Source organism: Arthrobacter sp. B10-11 (genome assembly GCF_033142195.1).
GTDB classification, from domain to species: domain Bacteria; phylum Actinomycetota; class Actinomycetes; order Actinomycetales; family Micrococcaceae; genus Arthrobacter; species Arthrobacter oryzae_C.
Window position 1 is genome coordinate 963,998 of the sequence record NZ_JAWMTH010000001.1, and the last position, 14,953, is coordinate 978,950.

At 67.1% G+C, this 14,953-nt stretch carries 11 protein-coding genes; 6 read left to right on the forward strand and 5 right to left on the reverse strand.

The annotated features are described in order from the left end of the window. Positions 1-783, forward strand: a complete 783-nt coding sequence (locus tag RW112_RS04540) for a hypothetical protein (protein ID WP_317780586.1) — start codon at positions 1-3, stop codon at positions 781-783. Between the two features lie 243 nt (positions 784-1,026). On the opposite strand, the gene RW112_RS04545 is transcribed toward RW112_RS04540, so the two are convergent. Then, the gene (locus RW112_RS04545) at positions 1,027-6,165 is read right to left on the reverse strand and encodes a peroxidase family protein (RefSeq protein ID WP_317780587.1); all 5,139 of its coding nucleotides are present in this window, start codon (positions 6,163-6,165) and stop codon (positions 1,027-1,029) included. Between the two features lie 509 nt (positions 6,166-6,674). Here RW112_RS04545 and RW112_RS04550 point away from each other — a divergent pair. Together RW112_RS04550 and RW112_RS04555 are read left to right on the forward strand one after the other, a co-directional pair. Then, entirely contained in the window at positions 6,675-7,829 is a 1,155-nt protein-coding gene (locus RW112_RS04550; RefSeq protein ID WP_317780588.1) for a BTAD domain-containing putative transcriptional regulator, read from the forward strand. Further along, entirely contained in the window at positions 7,819-9,168 is a 1,350-nt protein-coding gene (locus RW112_RS04555; RefSeq protein WP_317780589.1) for a sensor histidine kinase, read from the forward strand. Before RW112_RS04550 ends, RW112_RS04555 begins: the two co-directional genes overlap by 11 nt. A gap of 106 nt (positions 9,169-9,274) precedes the next feature. Here RW112_RS04555 and RW112_RS04560 read toward each other — a convergent pair whose 3' ends face one another. Then, entirely contained in the window at positions 9,275-10,693 is a 1,419-nt protein-coding gene (locus RW112_RS04560; RefSeq protein ID WP_317780590.1) for a MinD/ParA family protein, read from the reverse strand. Positions 10,694-10,863: 170 nt separating this feature from the next. On the opposite strand from RW112_RS04560, the gene RW112_RS04565 reads away from it, so the two are divergent. Continuing rightward, positions 10,864-11,598, forward strand: a complete 735-nt coding sequence (locus RW112_RS04565; RefSeq protein ID WP_317780591.1) for a GAF and ANTAR domain-containing protein — start codon at positions 10,864-10,866, stop codon at positions 11,596-11,598. 35 nt (positions 11,599-11,633) lie between these two features. Here the strand turns inward: RW112_RS04565 and RW112_RS04570 are convergent, their stop codons facing one another. Next, complete coding sequence (locus RW112_RS04570; protein WP_317780592.1) at positions 11,634-12,335, reverse strand: metalloregulator ArsR/SmtB family transcription factor; 702 nt, start codon at positions 12,333-12,335, stop codon at positions 11,634-11,636. A gap of 116 nt (positions 12,336-12,451) precedes the next feature. Between RW112_RS04570 and RW112_RS04575 the strand changes: the two genes are divergently transcribed. Then, a complete protein-coding gene (locus tag RW112_RS04575) occupies positions 12,452-13,225 on the forward strand; it encodes a methyltransferase domain-containing protein (protein WP_317780593.1) in 774 nt (257 codons plus the stop codon). Between the two features lie 41 nt (positions 13,226-13,266). Here RW112_RS04575 and RW112_RS04580 read toward each other — a convergent pair whose 3' ends face one another. After that, positions 13,267-13,962 carry a TetR/AcrR family transcriptional regulator C-terminal domain-containing protein gene (locus RW112_RS04580; RefSeq protein WP_317780594.1) on the reverse strand — a complete coding sequence of 232 codons (696 nt, stop codon included), beginning with the start codon at positions 13,960-13,962 and terminating at the stop codon, positions 13,267-13,269. A 245-nt stretch (positions 13,963-14,207) separates the two neighbouring features. Here RW112_RS04580 and RW112_RS04585 point away from each other — a divergent pair, with 245 nt between their 5' ends. Next, positions 14,208-14,465: a hypothetical protein gene (locus tag RW112_RS04585; RefSeq protein WP_305941967.1), complete on the forward strand. Its 258-nt coding sequence runs from the start codon at positions 14,208-14,210 to the stop codon at positions 14,463-14,465. Positions 14,466-14,645: 180 nt separating this feature from the next. Here RW112_RS04585 and RW112_RS04590 read toward each other — a convergent pair whose 3' ends face one another. Next, complete coding sequence (locus RW112_RS04590; protein WP_317780595.1) at positions 14,646-14,879, reverse strand: zinc-ribbon domain-containing protein; 234 nt, start codon at positions 14,877-14,879, stop codon at positions 14,646-14,648. Between the last annotated feature and the right edge of the window lie 74 nt (positions 14,880-14,953).

A 14,953-nucleotide genomic window follows, 5' to 3' on the forward strand; every position in this document is an offset into this window, starting at 1 on the left:
ATGAAAGCGGCTGCCGTTGCCGTCTCGGCGGTGCTGGCCTCGTCCCTGCTGGCCGGCTGCACCGCCGGAGCGCCGCCCGGACCCAGTCCGTCCTCGCCGCCCGCTGTGTCCCGGACCGGAACGCTTTCCGACCGGGGCAACGACCGGCCGCCGGTGAGCTATGACGGGCTTATGGTCCGCCGCCGCGTTGTGGTGGCCGTCCACCCCTCCCAGGACGCGGATCTGGACAAACTGCGCGCAGCGCTTTCCTCAGCCGCGGGCACTCTTGGCCTGGCAGTGTCCCCGATATCGCCCGACGTCCTGGGTGCCACGGTGCTCGAGCATACGGTGCCGGAGCTGATTGTCGCCCTGCCAGGCGATGCCACCATTGATGATGGCGGCAAACTGGTTGACCTTGCGTTCGGCCCTGACCAGGCGTTTCCGGGACTGGAGCACGTCCATGTGGCCCGGGTCCTGGTGCACGATCTCCGGTTCACCGTCAGCTCGTCCGCTGCCAGTGCCCTTCGCGAGGCCGTTGACTTTGAGGGCATCCTCTCCGACGCACTGGGCAACTATGACACCCGCGCCGGCGACGGTGAGCTCGAATTCAGCTACACCGGACCGCTGCTGAGCGACAAGACGGTGGAAGCTGTCCGGGCCGGCATCGCACGGGCCGCCGGGAACTCGGCCGACGACGTCACGGTGGCTCCGCGGTCAGGGTCAGGAACCGGCGTGGACATGGCCAAGGAGCCGGCGGAAGCCGGCAGTACAGCCGGGTCAGAGGACCCCGCACACGGCCACTGATCCGCACGGAACCGCTAGTCCCAAACTGGCGACGGCGGTACATGACGACGACGGGCCGGGCCGGCTGAGACTCCACTCAGCCGGCCCGGCCCTCCTTTATGCCTGAGCTTTGTGCTTAGGCCGTTCCGGGACGTTAGCGCACAGCGAAGGGGGTCCGGGACGGTCCGGGCACAGCGAAGGGGGTGGCCCCGGGGCCACCCCCTTCACTTGCCGGCTGCAGGTGCTAGCCGCGCTGTGCCCTGGCTATCGCGCCACCACGCTGTTCGAACGGGCGGACTCCGGGCTGGTGCCTGCCGCGTTGATGGCCACTACCACGAAGCGGTAGTTGCTGGTGGTGAGGGTCATCTCCAGGGTCCTCGCCGTCGCCGGCAGGATGGCGGACTCCGTCCGTGAGACCACGGTGGCGTTGGCTGCGGCTGAGCTCATCCGCAAGGCCGTCACCTTGTAGCCCGTGATCGGGGACCCGCCGGTGGCGGCTGGCGGCGTCCAGTTGGCGATGGCCGTCACCGCTCCCCGGTTGGCCCCTTGCCTGGCGGTTCCGATCACCGGAGCGCCTGGCGCGGTTGGCGTGTTGATCGCATTGGACGGTGCGGAACCCGCGCCGGCTCCGGCGGCATTGACCGCCCGGACCACGAACGTGTACTGGGTACCGTTTGCCAGCCCGGTGACCACCTGGCTGGTGGCAGCGTCGGCGAAGGACACGGTGGCGACCACTGTGGTTCCCGTACGGACTTCAATCTGGGACCCCGTGATCGGGGACCCTCCGTCGTTGGCCGGCGCCGTCCAGGTCACGGTTGCCGAGGCGGCACCCGCACTGGCTGTAACTCCGGTCGGGGCATCGGGCACGGTGGGCGCCGGGGTGACCGCATTGGATTCCGCGGACAGTGCCCCTGCGCCGAACTCGTTCACCGCGCGCACCTGGAGGGTGTACGAGGTGCCGTTGGTGAGTCCGGTGACGGTGGCGCTGGTGGCCGTGGCAGCGATGCCGGTAACTGTTTGGACCGCCGAGCCGCCGGTGTTCACGACGACCTCGAAGCCCGTGATCGCCGAGGATCCGTTGGGAGCCGGGGCCGTGAACGTCACTGTTGCCGAGGCGTTTGCTGCCGTCGCCGTGCCGATGGCCGGCGCGTCAGGAACCGCCAGCGTGACCACCTGATCGGAGAACTGCAGCCGCTCGATGTTCCGCAGCGTGTCGATCCCGTCGCTGGCCCGCTGGCCGGCCACGTCGGCGCCGGTCTGGGTGACCGTCACCCTGGCCAGCTCGGTGTCCGTTGCGGGGGTGGCAACCACCGTGTAGTTGGACAGCGGTCCGGAGAACACTGCCGTGTCGGTGCCGCCGGTGCCCGCCAGGATCTCGCGGACTGCCACGATGTTGCCCGGGTTCACGGTTCCCGCGAACACGGCTTCCTGGAGGCTGGGACCGGTGAGGTTGCCGGCGCCGTCCCGCAGGTACTGCGTGGTCATTCCGGCCGCGCTGCCCACCTCGGTGGCCGGATCGTTCGCGTCCGTGCGGACGCTGAGCCTAACGCTCAGGTACTTGTCGCCGTCGATGATGTCATCGGCGCCACGTCCCTCGATCAGGTCGCTTCCGCCGCCGCCGAGGAGGATGTTGCCATCGCCCCAGACGTTGCTGCCGGGGACCAGCAGCGGGCAGTTCCGGGATGCCGAAATGCCGATGACGGTGTCCGCCGGTGTGCTGAGCGCCGGTACCAGCGCGTCAAGGCCGGCGATGCGGTCCAGGCCTGCCTGGTCCAGGACGTCGCAGCCGATGAATCCGGCAGCGCCGACTGCGCTGGGAACCACGTCGTCGCCCCGAAGGATGTCGTCGAGGTTCGCTCCCGAGAGTGCTTCCACCTCGTTGAACTTGTCCCGGACGCCCACCTGCAGGATGTCCAGCGGCGGGATAGGGAGGTTCAGGTCGGCATCCTGCGCCTGGGGATCCTGGAGCCCGATCTCCCAGTCGTATCCCGAGGCTCCGGCGACCTTCTCAATGCCGGGTCCGCCGAGGCCGATGTCGTCGCCGCCTTCCATGTCGTAGTCGTCGTCGCCGCCCTGGCCGATGAGGATGTCGTGGCCCGGCTTCTGCGAATCGTCAAGGAAGAACAGGTTGCCGCTGTCCCCCTGCATGAGGTCCGGCTGATCGCCGCCCTCTGCCCAGTCGTCACCGCTGTCGCCGAACAGGGCGTCTTCTCCCTGGCCGGCGATGATGAAGTCGTCACCGGCACCCGCGAAGGTCTCGTTGATGTTGGCTCCGCCGTTGGAGAAGTCCTTGCCGTCGCCGCCCATGATGATGTCCAGGCCGGGGCCCGCGTCGATGGCGTCGTTTCCGGGACCGCCCTTGGGCACGTCGTCACCGTTGAGGTCGGTGATGATGTCATCACCTTCGCCGCCGAGTGCGACGTCGGCGCCGTCACCGCCCTGGATGATGTCGTTGCCCAGGCCGCCCCAGAAGGTGTCGTTGTCGTTGCCGCCGTAGATCCTGTCCACGCCGGCGGTGCCGTTGTAGACGCTCTGGCCGTTGATGCCGGAGGGATCCACGGTGTTGACGGCGCGGTACTTGATGGTGCCGTCGGGCATCCGGATCAGGAGCGCGGCCTCATTGCATTCCGACGCCGCGTCATCGGCCACCGTGTTGCCGGAGGACGTGAAGCCCTCAGGGGTGCCCGCCAGGTTCTTCAGTTCGAACTTGCAGTCCGCCGTGGCGAACGAGTCGGCCTTCAGGGTGTGCACGTTGGTGTTGCGCATCATCATTTCGGCGAAGGAGTTGCCTTCCAGCTGCGCCCTCAGGTTCATGCCCGGGGTGCGCGCCAGGTAGTACAGGCGGTCGCCGTTCTGGAGGTCGGTCAGCTGGTTCTCGAACACGTAGTTGAACGTGCTGCCCAGCAGCCCGCCGAACATGTTGGTCCGTTCCGCTAGGCCGCCGACCCAGAGGTCCACGGTGTCGAGCCCGGTGACCGACGTGGTGCCGTCGTTCGCCCAGGCATCGATGCTGTTCATGAACGCCGCGGCATCACTCGGGCCGACTTCGCCGGCCAGGATGTCAGGGCTGACGATCTTGCGGGCCGCCGTGCGGCGTGATTCGAGCGACGCCGCCTGGTCGTCGCCCGTTCCCAGCGTGGCGTCAGGTCCGGCATCGGTGAGGATGGTCGGGTGCTGCCCGTAGGCTGCCACGAAGTTGATCAGCGACTCAGGGTGCTTGAGGTTCTCGCCGAAATCGATCCAGTTGGTGTAAGGCTGCAGCTGTCCGTCGTTGGTGGAGGCGTGCAGTTCCCGCCGGAGGTTGTTCAACGACGGGACGCCCTCTGAACGGGCCCGGGTCATGTTGACCGTGGCAAGGTCCAGCGGCAGGCCCAGCAGGTTGTTCCGGAGCGTGTCCGTGACGAACTCATCGAGCTCATTGCCTACCTGGTCCGACATGCCCATGATGATGCTGCCGGCCGCTTCTTCAGAGGTCAGCGAGCCTGCGGGTCCGCCGTTGGTGTAGGCCGGCGGGTTGAGGAAGCCGTCCAGCAGCGAAATGTCGTTCTCGCTGCCGCGGATGTCATCGGAGGTGCCGAACACCCCGTCCGTGCCGGGCTGGTCCTCGTTGCGGCGGGAGATGGTTTCCGTCAGCATCGAGTGGCCGAACCGGTACACGGCATGGGCGAATTCCGCCTTGATGGCCGGGTTGAGCTCGGTCTGGGTGAAGGCGAAGGGCTGGAAGGGGTTGATCGCGGGCTGGACCTTGCGCGCGAATTCCTCGAAGACCAGGTGCTGGTACTCCATTTCGGTGATGAACCGTGCCGCCTGGAAGAGGCGCTCACCGTTCCAGCCTTCCGCACCGAGGGCCAGCTGCCATTCCGCGAGTGCGGCAACACCGCTCGCCGACGTGTCGCCGGTCAGCACATTCTTGATGTCGCCTACCAGGCGGTCGTGCTCGGAGTGGAAAATCTGGTGGATGGCGGTGAGGCCGATGTTCTCATTGACGCGTCCGTCGCCGGCGATGAAGTGCGCGTTGAGCATTTCATCGTCGTACGTACCGGCCGGCTGGTTGGCGAAGTCCGCGGAAGCGACGTTATCGCCGTCGGGGGTCGGGGCCACCGGCGCGGTGTCCGGGTTGCGGTCGGAGTCCACCGGGGTGGGGTCCGCGTTGTGCGCGATGTCCGTCAGGAACGGCGTGTCGAAGTGCAGTGCGTTGGCCGGAACCGGTACCGGGGAGGCAATGTTGCCTTCCACCAGGCCGGTTTCCGTCACGTACTGGGGCAGTCCGTTGGGCCCGGGCACGAACTTGCCGTAGGCGTCCACGGCCATCATGGGGACGTTGGTGACGTCGGTGTCCTCCAGCCGGAGGCCCAGGAGTGCAGCAGCCTGCGCCTTGGTGGTGGCCCAGGTGGCCATGCCGCCGGCGGTGGGACCTGCCGGGCCGCCAAGCAGTTTGCCCGTGGACACCGGCTTGCCGTCGCTGCTGTTGACGTACTCGCGGAGGAAGACCTGGTGGGAGGGGTGGGAGGTGTAGGTCTGGCTCTGGTCAACCCAGGGCGAGTCCGTGTTCTTGGCGTCCTGGATGTCGTCCCCGGTGCCCAGGATGCCGTCCGCGCCGGGCTGGTTCTGCCCGCGGGTCAGGACCATGAAGCGCAGGTTCGGATCCAGGTCGTCACCGTTGCCCAGGATATGGTCCGGGCCCGCGATGAGCGGATCGTCGGACTTCAGCGGCACGAACACCGTGCCTCCGCCCTTGACGGTCTGGTCCACGCCATGGTCGAAGAACTGGCCGAACAACGTGAACATCGAGTTGTAGGGCGGTGAGAGCCCCACGTCGGTGGTCACATTCGGCATGAACAACGTCTCGTGGGAGGGCACGCAGCCCTCCGGAATGCCGGCGGCGTCCGGCGTGGGATCACTGGTGCAGGGCACAACGCCTTCGTTGCCTTGGGTCCTGACGGGGTTTCCGGCCGCGGCCACGGCTGCCGGGTTGGTGGAGGTCTGGTCAACCACGAGGTTGCTGATCACCCGGGGCTGGGAATCGAAAACGTTGCCGGACTTCTGCTCATAGCTGGTCGGAGCCGGCGCGCCTCCAAGGGATCCGGACTCCGCCGGGCGGAACGTCGCGGACGTCAGCCGGGGGAATACCTGGTCGGCGGCGCCGAACGTTTCCTGGCCGGGGACAAGGTTGTTACAGGTGCCGTCCACTGTGCGCAGCCCCAGGGAGACGAGGGGGCTCGGGAGCTGGTCCGGGCCGGTGCCGAGCAGCGCCCCGCAGGGACCCGTCTCGGACGTTGTGTTCGCTACGTGCGCTTCAGCGATTTTGATCTGTTTCAGGATGAACGCGAGGTCCGCCGGGCTCACGGTGAAGCCCTGGCCAACCGGTGCCGTGACGGCGTGGGCTGCAACGGGCAGTCCCATACCCACCGGCATGACAAGGGCCGCGGCGGCCGCGACCAGCCGTACCCGCGCCGGCTTCGTTCGTGCTGAACCGTCTCGCGCCGGGGGCGGGGCAGCATGCCTGCCGCGCCTGGCGTCGAAACTGCGGTCTGCAATGCTTGGGGGCGCGGACGCCTTATCGTCGGCCGGGCCCAGGGGCATCCAATTGAAGGGTCTCATGACATGCCTGCCGTTAGGAGGGATGGAATGAGGTCATGGTGAACCGGCCACCTCGTAAAAACCTTGTTGATGCTGCCCGGAGGGACAGCAATGAGAGTGTCTGCGGGCTGCGGAGGAAGTGACACCCCTCCCGTAATCACATTCGACGGAGTAAATCCCAGTAGGGGCTACTCGTGTCCCCGGCCCATAAAATCGCGACGATGGACAAAAGCCTCGATCACCGGATAGCAGGTTGCTCAATGTCCTCACTAGATTTGGCAGAACCGGACCAAACGTTGCCGTCCGTCCTTACCGGACCGGGTCCTGGCCGGTTGGATGCGAGAATTATCGGCCCGCTCCGGATACGGCGCGGGGATGCCGTCCTCGGCTACGGAGAGCTGGGCGGCCCGAAACCGCGGCAGATTCTGGAGCTCCTGCTACTCAACCTCGGCGCTCCGGTTTCCAAGGACCGCCTCATCCACATCCTGTGGTCGGGGCAGGCGCCGGCGGAGGCGCTCCCCACCCTGGAGAGTTACGTCAGTGTGCTGCGGCGCCATCTGCAGCCCGGCATGGGCAAGGACGGCCCCCTGCGGACTGTCACCGGCGGCTACATGCTGGACAGGTCGCTGGTGGATCTGGACCTGGACCGCTTCGATGCCCTGGTGCGCAGGGCCGAATCCGCAGCGCCGCAGCGCGCCATTGAGCTGCTCCAGGAGGCTCTTGGCCTGGCTTCGGCTCCCCTGTTGGGCGATGAGCTGGTGCCTTCGTGGGCGGAAGACGAGCGGACCCGCCACGCGGCCCGCGTCTTCCACGCCCGTCTTCTGGCCGCGGAGTCGGCCCTGGCACTGGGGAAAGCCCAGCTGGCCGCAACCTGGGCCAGGGAAGCGGTGGCGGATGATCCCCTGAGCGAGCAGGCGTGGACGGCCCTGGTCCTCGGGCTCGAGAAGAACGGCCGGCCCGCGGAGGCATTGCGTGCCTTCGACCAGTGCAGGCGGACCATGGACCAGGAGATGGGCTGCGCTCCGGGTCCTGTCCTGCGGTCCATCTACGCCAGGCTCCTGGAGGCCACGGCCGACGCCACCGTGCCCGACGCCGGGGGTGCCCCGACCTCCCGAAGAATCCGCATCATGACCATCAACCGGCATCGGACGTTCACCGAGCTCCTTGCCGGCGCGCTGGACCGGGAACCGGACATGCTCAGCGTGGGGGCCGCGGACTCGGCGCAAGCGGGTGTTGGCCTGGTCCGCGAGGTGGCACCCGACGTCGTCATTCTCGACTACCGCCTGCGTGATGACGACGGCATAGCAGCGGCGCTGCGGATTCCTGCTGCCGCGCCCGGCGTCCGCATTGTCATGCTGGCCGGGGCGCCGACGCCCGAGGACCACCGGCGGGCCGCCGCCGCCGGAATCTGCGCATACCTGCCCAAGGACGGCTCACTATCCACGCTGCTGGACGCGCTCAGGCAGAACACCGCACATGTCCGGTGACACCGATATCCGCGTCGGCGGACCGCCCGCGGCCGGCCACCGGTCGACAGAGCATTCCGAGGTCCGCACCGCCGTCGTGAAATTCCTCCTGATGGGCGGCCTTGCCCTGGTGCTGGTGGCACTCCCCATCACGTTCTGGATCCGCGCCGCTGCGGAAAGCCATGCGCTGAATGAATCCATCGTGGTCACCCAGCGGCTGGCGGACCATTCAGCCGCTCCCCTCATCACCGCGGGGCTGCTGGCCGGCGACCCCTCCGCGATCTCGGACCTGGACCGGATGTTCAGGCCGTGGCTGGACAAGGAGGGCGTGCTGCGGGTCAAGATCTGGAACCCCGACGGCAAGGTGCTCTACTCGGATCAGAAATCCCTGATCGGCCAGGTGTTCGGGTTGCCGGGCCCTGAGCTGAAGCTGCTGGCCGACGGTGACGCGAGGGCCACCCTGGGCCGTCAGCAGGACCAGGAGAACCAGTTCGAGTCAGCGGCCGGCGAACTGGTTGAGGTGTATGTCCGCTTCGCGGGCCCCGACGGGTCGCCGCTGATCCTGGAGGCCTATTACGACGACGAACCGCTTCGCAAAGCACAGGAAGAAGTCCTTTACGGAGTGATCCCGCCGTTCCTCCTCTCCCTGTTCGTCCTCCAGCTGGCGCAACTGCCAACAGCGGTCCGGCTGGCCCGGAAGATCCAGGCGAACAGGACCACCAGCCACCGCCTCCTCAAACATGCCGCGGAGGCGTCTGACCTGGAACGCAAGAGAATCGCCCGGGACCTCCACGATGACGTGATCCAGGACTTGTCCGGCCTTGCCTACGCCCTCGAATCGGAAGGGCTGCACGGCGGGGGGAGAACACCGGTGCTTACCGGGGCGCGGGAGATCCTGCAGCGCAATGTCAGAAAACTGCGGACCATGACCACCGAGCTGTATCCTCCCGATCTTGACGAGTATGGATTGGCGGCGGCGCTGGCCAGGCTCGCCGGGCCCGTCCAGGACCACGGGATCTCGCTCGAGCTGGATGTCCCGGCAGAAATCGAGCTGGACCGCGACCAGGCGGCCATGCTTTACCGGGTGGCCCGGGAATCCCTGGCCAATGTTGTCAAGCACTCCCACGCAACGACGGTGCGGGTCAGCATGACCAGCGGCCCCCGGGGGGCGGAGATTTCGGTCGCCGACGACGGGATCGGCTTTGACGAAGCCCAGAGCTCTCCGGAAGGACACAGCGGCCTGCGGATACTCCGGGACACCTTCAGGGCAACGGGCGGAACGTTCGAGGTCCGGACGGCGCCGGGTGCCGGGACCACCGTCAGGGCGCGGCTGGACCGCCCGGCGGCTGCCCGCCTGTAGCCCGCAGCCCCCCGGCCCCAACTAGGTAGCAGTTGATGTCGTTTTGAGCGCCCATAACGACATCTGCTGCTACCTAGTTGGGGAACCCGGGCGGAAGAGGAAGCGCCTACACGTACCCGTCCACAATCGCGGCCGCGATCTCCTTGTAGGCGCGCCGGGTTTCGGGCTTGAGCACGTCCAGGGTGACCAGGTCACCGTCGGCCACTCCGCGGTCGTGCGGGACGGCGATCAGCTGGCGGCAGATGCCGGAAAGGTGGTCCTCGATGGCGTCCTTGTCCACGCGGGAGGAGACCTCGTCCTTGTCCGTGATCACCACGATCGCGTTGCGGGCCAGGTCCTCGTAGCCGTGGCTGGCGAGCCACTGCAGGGTGCTGCGGGCGCGCTTGGCGCCGCTTACCGCGTAGCCGGCGGCGATCACCAGGTTGTCCGCGGACTGCAGGATGCCGCTCATGGCATTGTGCGTGACGCCGGTGCCGCAGTCGGTCAGTGCCACGGAGTAGTAGCCGGAGATGAGCTTGCGGATCCGGAGGTATTCCTCGGCCGTGAGCGAGTCGGACACTTCCGGGTCCTGCTCCCCCGCGATCAGGTGCAGCCGGCCGGCGTGGTGCATGTAGCGGGCCAGCGCGGTGAGGGAATCGACGGATTCGATGTTCTTGAGCAGGTCCGTGATGGTGCGCGGGCTGGACTGCTGGTAGATGCCTTCGCCCAGGGCGCGCTCCACGAGGTCGCCCGAGTCCGGGTTGGCGTCGATGGCGCACGGGGCGTCGCCGCGGTATTCGGCGAGGGTCAGGCCCACACCCACGGTGGTGGAGGTCTTGCCGATGCCGCCCTTGAGGCTGAGCACAGCGGTGTTGTAGCTGCCCTGCAGCTGGCGCGAGATCCGCCGGCCCAGTTCGTCCTCTTCACGCTGGCGCGGACCGGGGCCCAGGTTGATGGTTCCGCCGGTCATGGCGTAGAGGGCGCCGCGGAACCCGCCGCGGGGCCGCGGCTTCTGTTCGCGGACAAAGGAGCCGGGCCCGGTGATGAAGTCGGAGACGGGCGCGTCCGCTGCCGCCAGTTTGGCGGCCTGGCGGGTTGTAGCGTTCGACGGCGGCGCGCTGGGTTCCGCGGGCACCGTGGCCCTGCGGGAGGTGGCCGGCTGAGCCGCGGGCCGGGCGGGAGTCGACGCCGGAACCGGTGACGGAACCGTCGCCTCCCCACCCGAAGCGGCAGCAGCCGGTGAAGCGGCAGCCGCGGCCGGAGCGGCGGGATTCGCTGAAGAACCAGGAACCCCGGAAACGCCAGGAGCCCCCGCACCTGTGTCCGTTTCCGCCTGCGCGTCGGCGACGGCAGCCGCTTCGGCCCAGGAACTCCGCCGGGTGGGGGCGGTGCGGCTGTTGTTGGGTGTGGCAGCGGCGGGCATGGTTCCTGTCCGGGCATCCGGAGATGCACCTGCCGGGCGACGGAGGTCGCGGCGGCGGCGCGTCTGGGGCTGCCCTGCATTGTGTGCAGTGGCGCGTGCGTTCTTATCGGCCGGTTCGGGCATGTTCGTCCCCCCAGGACTTTCGGCAAAGCGTGCAACGGCTCTTTACGGCTTCGGTCAAACAGCAATTCTAGGCGCAATAGGCCAAAAGTCCCCCATATTCGGCTTGGGCAAAGGGCAGACGAGAGGCAGGGCACAGTTGCCGCGGCCGCGTGCACGCTTACCATTGAGGCATGGCCAACTCTCCCGAACACGAGCGCGTCCTGGAACTTCAGGACCTCATTGTCGGCACGCAGAATGTTGCCGAGTTCCTGCAGCGCCTGTCCGTCATGGCGGCGGGGGCGCTGACGCGGGAAACATCCGGCACGGTCGAATGCGGTGTCACCCTGAAGCGGCGGCGCCGCACCTTCACCGTGGCCGGGAGCAGTCCTAAGGCGGTCCTCCTCGACGAGATCGAACAGCGCATCGGGGACGGTCCGTGCATCGAGGCACTGAGGGTCAAGGAGCCGGTGCTGCTGGGCAACGTGGACACGGATCCGCGCTGGCCGGACTACCAGAAAGCTCTGGCCGATGAGGGGTGCCGGGCCACCCTGGGCGTGCCGCTGGAGCTCGGTGAGGACGCGGCCGCTGCCCTGAACTTTTTCGCGTTCGAATCAGGCGTCTTCACACCCGCCGTCATCCAGGAGGCAGTGGAGTTTGCGGACCTGGCCGCCGGTGCTGTGCGGCTGGCTGTGCGGCTGGGTAGCGCACAGTCGCTGGCTGACGATCTTGCCGCCGCCATGCAGAGCCGGACGTCCATCGATCTGGCGTGCGGTGTGATCATGGGCCAGAACCGCTGCAGCCAGGCCGAGGCAATGGCCATCCTCACCAAGGTGTCCAGCAACCGCAACCAGAAGCTGCGCGTAGTGGCCGAGGAACTGCTCGCCAACCTGGCCGGCGGGGACGTCCGGACGCACTTCGAACCGTAAGGCTTGCGCCCTAAAGACAGAGCACGACGGCGGCGCTACCGCCCCGCGGACAACTGGGACTCACCCGCCTCGACGGGCAGCCCCGCTGCCGCCCATTCCGGATACCCCTCCTCCAAACGCGCCGCCGGAAATCCCTCTTCCTTCAGCGCCCGTACGGCGTCGTCGGCGAACACGCAGTACTCGCTGCGGCAGTACGCCACGATGGTCCGGTCGCCGGGGAGGTCCTTCAGCCGCGCGGCGAGGCTGTTCAGGGGCACCGACACCGCGCCGGCCACATGTCCCGCCTGGAATTCCGGCTCGGGGCGCACGTCAAGGACCACAACATCGCCTGCGAGCATCCGTTCCCTCAGCTCCGCCCGGGTGAGCGTCTCAAGGGCGGAGCGGTTCCCCAGGTACGCGGCGGCAACCGTATCGAGCTCGGCAACATGCTCGGCAGCGACGTCCCTGACTGCCGCCCACAGCCTGGCAACCGACGGACCGCTGAGCCGGTAGTAGATCCGCGTGCCCTCACGCCGGGTGCGCACCACGCCGGACCGGAGGAGCTGCTGGAGATGCTGGGACGTATTCGCCATGCTTTGGCCTATGTCGGCCGCGATGTCGTCAACGGAGCGCTCACCCTGCGCCAGCACGTCCACAATTTCGGCGCGCCTGCCGCTCCCCAGCACCTTTGCCACAGAAGCGAAGGCATCGAATAATGCCGTCTTGGCGGCCCTCTGGCCCATCTCCAAACCGTCCATTCCAGTAATCAAGCAAGTACTTGACAAGATACCCCGGCGAGGAGTCTTATTCAATTACCTACTTGAATATCGCATCGGGGCGTCCACCCCGGACAATGCGGAACGGGATGGATGCCATGGACACAACAGCTGCGGCCGTTGACCGCGATGAACTCGAATCCAAGGTCAGGGAGCTGTACCGGCTTGTGGCACAACACCCGGCCGGAAAATACCACTTCAGGATGGGCCGGGGCCTGGCAGAGCAGCTCGGCTACCCGGCTCCCCTGCTCGATCTGATCCCCGCGGGCGCCGTGGAGTCGTTCGCCGGCGTCGGATACTTCTTCGACCTCGCCAACCTGGCCGCAGGAGAAAGCGTCCTTGATCTGGGATCCGGCTCCGGCATGGACGTTTTCGCCGCTGCCCTCGCGGTGGGCCGGGACGGGAACGTGGTGGGCGTGGACATGACTCCGGAACAGCTGGGCAAGGCCGAGGGCCTCAGGGCGGACGCGGACTTTCCCCACGTCACTTTTGTTGAGGGCCGCATCGACGATCTGCCGTTTGCCGATGCCAGCTTTGACTGCGTCATCTCCAACGGCGTCATCAACCTGTCGCCGGACAAGGGCGCGGTCTTCCGGGAGGCGGCACGGGTGCTGCGCCCCGGCGGCCGCCTGGCCATCGCCGATATCGTCACCGAGAAACCGCTGAGTCCGAAGATCGTGTGCAATACCGACCTCTGGGCTGCGTGCATCGGAGGCGCAGCACAGACAGCGACCTACCAGGAGATGATGACCGGCAGCGGGTTCGCGATCGAAGCGGCGAGGACCAACATCTACGAATTCCTCTCGGACAGCGCCCGCTCCGCTTCGGAGAAGTACGGCGTCACGAGCGTCTCGTTCCTGGCGCACCGCTAGGCCCGAGGCGGGCCAGGCGGTCAGGAGGCACGACGGCGGCGCTACCGCCCGGATTGTCCCCCGCTACCGCCCCGTCGCTCGGCCAGCCCGGAAAGCAGGATGCTGATTCCCTCATCCAGCTCCGCCGCGCCGTCGTACTCAGACAGCACGGGAGCGAGCTCGCGCAGATGCGGGAAGTCCCGGGCCGGCAGCCGGTGCAGGCCCAGCCGGAGCAGCGCCACGTTTTCTTCCGGGTCCACAATGAACTCCTGGAGCTCGTTCAGGATGTGGCCGTAGAGGAAGCCGTAGTAGGCGCGGTACACGTGCAGGGCGTCGTTGGGCGCAAAGCCTGCCTCAATCAGCAGCCCCAGGATCTGCTCCAGCGGGCGCAGCGTCCCCAGCGGCCGGAGGCCCAGCGGAGTGGACAGCGGACGCGTCACCAGCAGCGGCACAACGTTGGGATGCCGGAGGGCCAGGAGCCTGAGGTCGTGGGCGATCCTGCGCAGCTGCGCCTGCCAGTCCGGGTCCTTCGGGAAGATGGCCAGTTCGTTGAGGACCAGTTCAGTAATCCCGTCCAGCAGGTCAGCGCGGTTGGCCGCATACCGGTAAAGGCCCATCGGGTCCCGGTCCAGCGCCTGGCCCAGGCGGCGCATGCTCAGGGCCTCGAGCCCTTCGGCGTCCACCAGGCCGAGGGCGGTCTGGAGGACCATCTCCCGGCTGAGCCGTTTCCGGGAATCCGTGTCCTGCGGGGCTGGCATGTCGGTGGTTCCTTACGTCGGGGCAGGTGAGCATCTAGCTGTTCACTCTTGCTTAACCTGTAGTCTACGCCTAGAGTCTACGGTGTAGATACATTCGGTTGCGACTATTTTTAGCCCTCCGGATGTGACTCATCACTGCTGCTAATCCAGGGCGTGGAACGCCTCAGGCCTTGTGCAGGTATCTGAGGTTCAGCTGCTGTAGCCGAATGGCGGCACTTGATGCACGGTACCGAAAAGAGCCAACCATGGGCGTTTCAAAGATTGACCGTTTCCTCAGCGAAGCCACCACTCCGGACCAGGACGGCGACGCATCGCTCAGGAAAGACCAGCTCTACGGGCTGTACACCAGCTGGTGCATGCTCAACCAATTCGTCCCGGCAACCGCCGGAGAGTTCTGGTCTGAGATGAAGACCCGCAGGATCAGGTCTGCGGACAGCCGTCTGCGCATGACCGGGGCCGCTGCCGCAGACTACATCCTGGCCACCCGCCCGGCCCTGGTTTAGCAGACCTCAGGTCCTGTAGAAGTACGACGACGAGAGGCCGGTTCGCGGTCAGCCTTGGGGGCTGACCTTGGACCGGTCTTTTTCGCGCCCCGGGGCAGCCCCCGCCCCGGGCAAGCGGCCCCGCCCGGCAAGCCCAGCCCGTTCCGGGCCTGGGCCGGCCCGCCCGCCGCCAAATCCCATCTACCGACGGGCCAGTGCCTTCATCCCCCTTTTCGACAGCGACGAGCGCTGCCCGCAGTTGGAGCAGGTGATGCGGTAGCTGCGGGACATGGTGAAGACCGGGATGAAGAAGAGCGTGAATTTGGACGCCCGTTCTTCGAGGTGCTGCTCCACGTACTGGCCGCAGTAGCGGCACGACGAATACCGGCCGGGCAATGCGCGCACAACGGTCTTGAGGCCGAAGAGTAGAAGCATCTCTGCCTTTCTGGGGTTCTCAGCCCACGGGTGGCGAAACACCCGGATGATGCGGGTGCTTACACACCTAATAG

What these genes read in the sequence shown, in the direction of transcription:
- RW112_RS04590 (WP_317780595.1), bottom strand. Translation starts at nt 14,879, where the DNA reads ATGCTTCTACTCTTCGGCCTCAAGACCGTTGTGCGCGCATTGCCCGGC.
- RW112_RS04580 (WP_317780594.1), bottom strand. Translation starts at nt 13,962, where the DNA reads ATGCCAGCCCCGCAGGACACGGATTCCCGGAAACGGCTCAGCCGGGAG.
- RW112_RS04575 (WP_317780593.1), top strand. Translation starts at nt 12,452, where the DNA reads ATGGACACAACAGCTGCGGCCGTTGACCGCGATGAACTCGAATCCAAG.
- RW112_RS04570 (WP_317780592.1), bottom strand. Translation starts at nt 12,335, where the DNA reads ATGGACGGTTTGGAGATGGGCCAGAGGGCCGCCAAGACGGCATTATTC.
- RW112_RS04565 (WP_317780591.1), top strand. Translation starts at nt 10,864, where the DNA reads ATGGCCAACTCTCCCGAACACGAGCGCGTCCTGGAACTTCAGGACCTC.
- RW112_RS04585 (WP_305941967.1), top strand. Translation starts at nt 14,208, where the DNA reads ATGGGCGTTTCAAAGATTGACCGTTTCCTCAGCGAAGCCACCACTCCG.
- RW112_RS04555 (WP_317780589.1), top strand. Translation starts at nt 7,819, where the DNA reads ATGTCCGGTGACACCGATATCCGCGTCGGCGGACCGCCCGCGGCCGGC.
- RW112_RS04540 (WP_317780586.1), top strand. Translation starts at nt 1, where the DNA reads ATGAAAGCGGCTGCCGTTGCCGTCTCGGCGGTGCTGGCCTCGTCCCTG.
- RW112_RS04560 (WP_317780590.1), bottom strand. Translation starts at nt 10,693, where the DNA reads ATGCCCGAACCGGCCGATAAGAACGCACGCGCCACTGCACACAATGCA.
- RW112_RS04545 (WP_317780587.1), bottom strand. Translation starts at nt 6,165, where the DNA reads ATGGGACTGCCCGTTGCAGCCCACGCCGTCACGGCACCGGTTGGCCAG.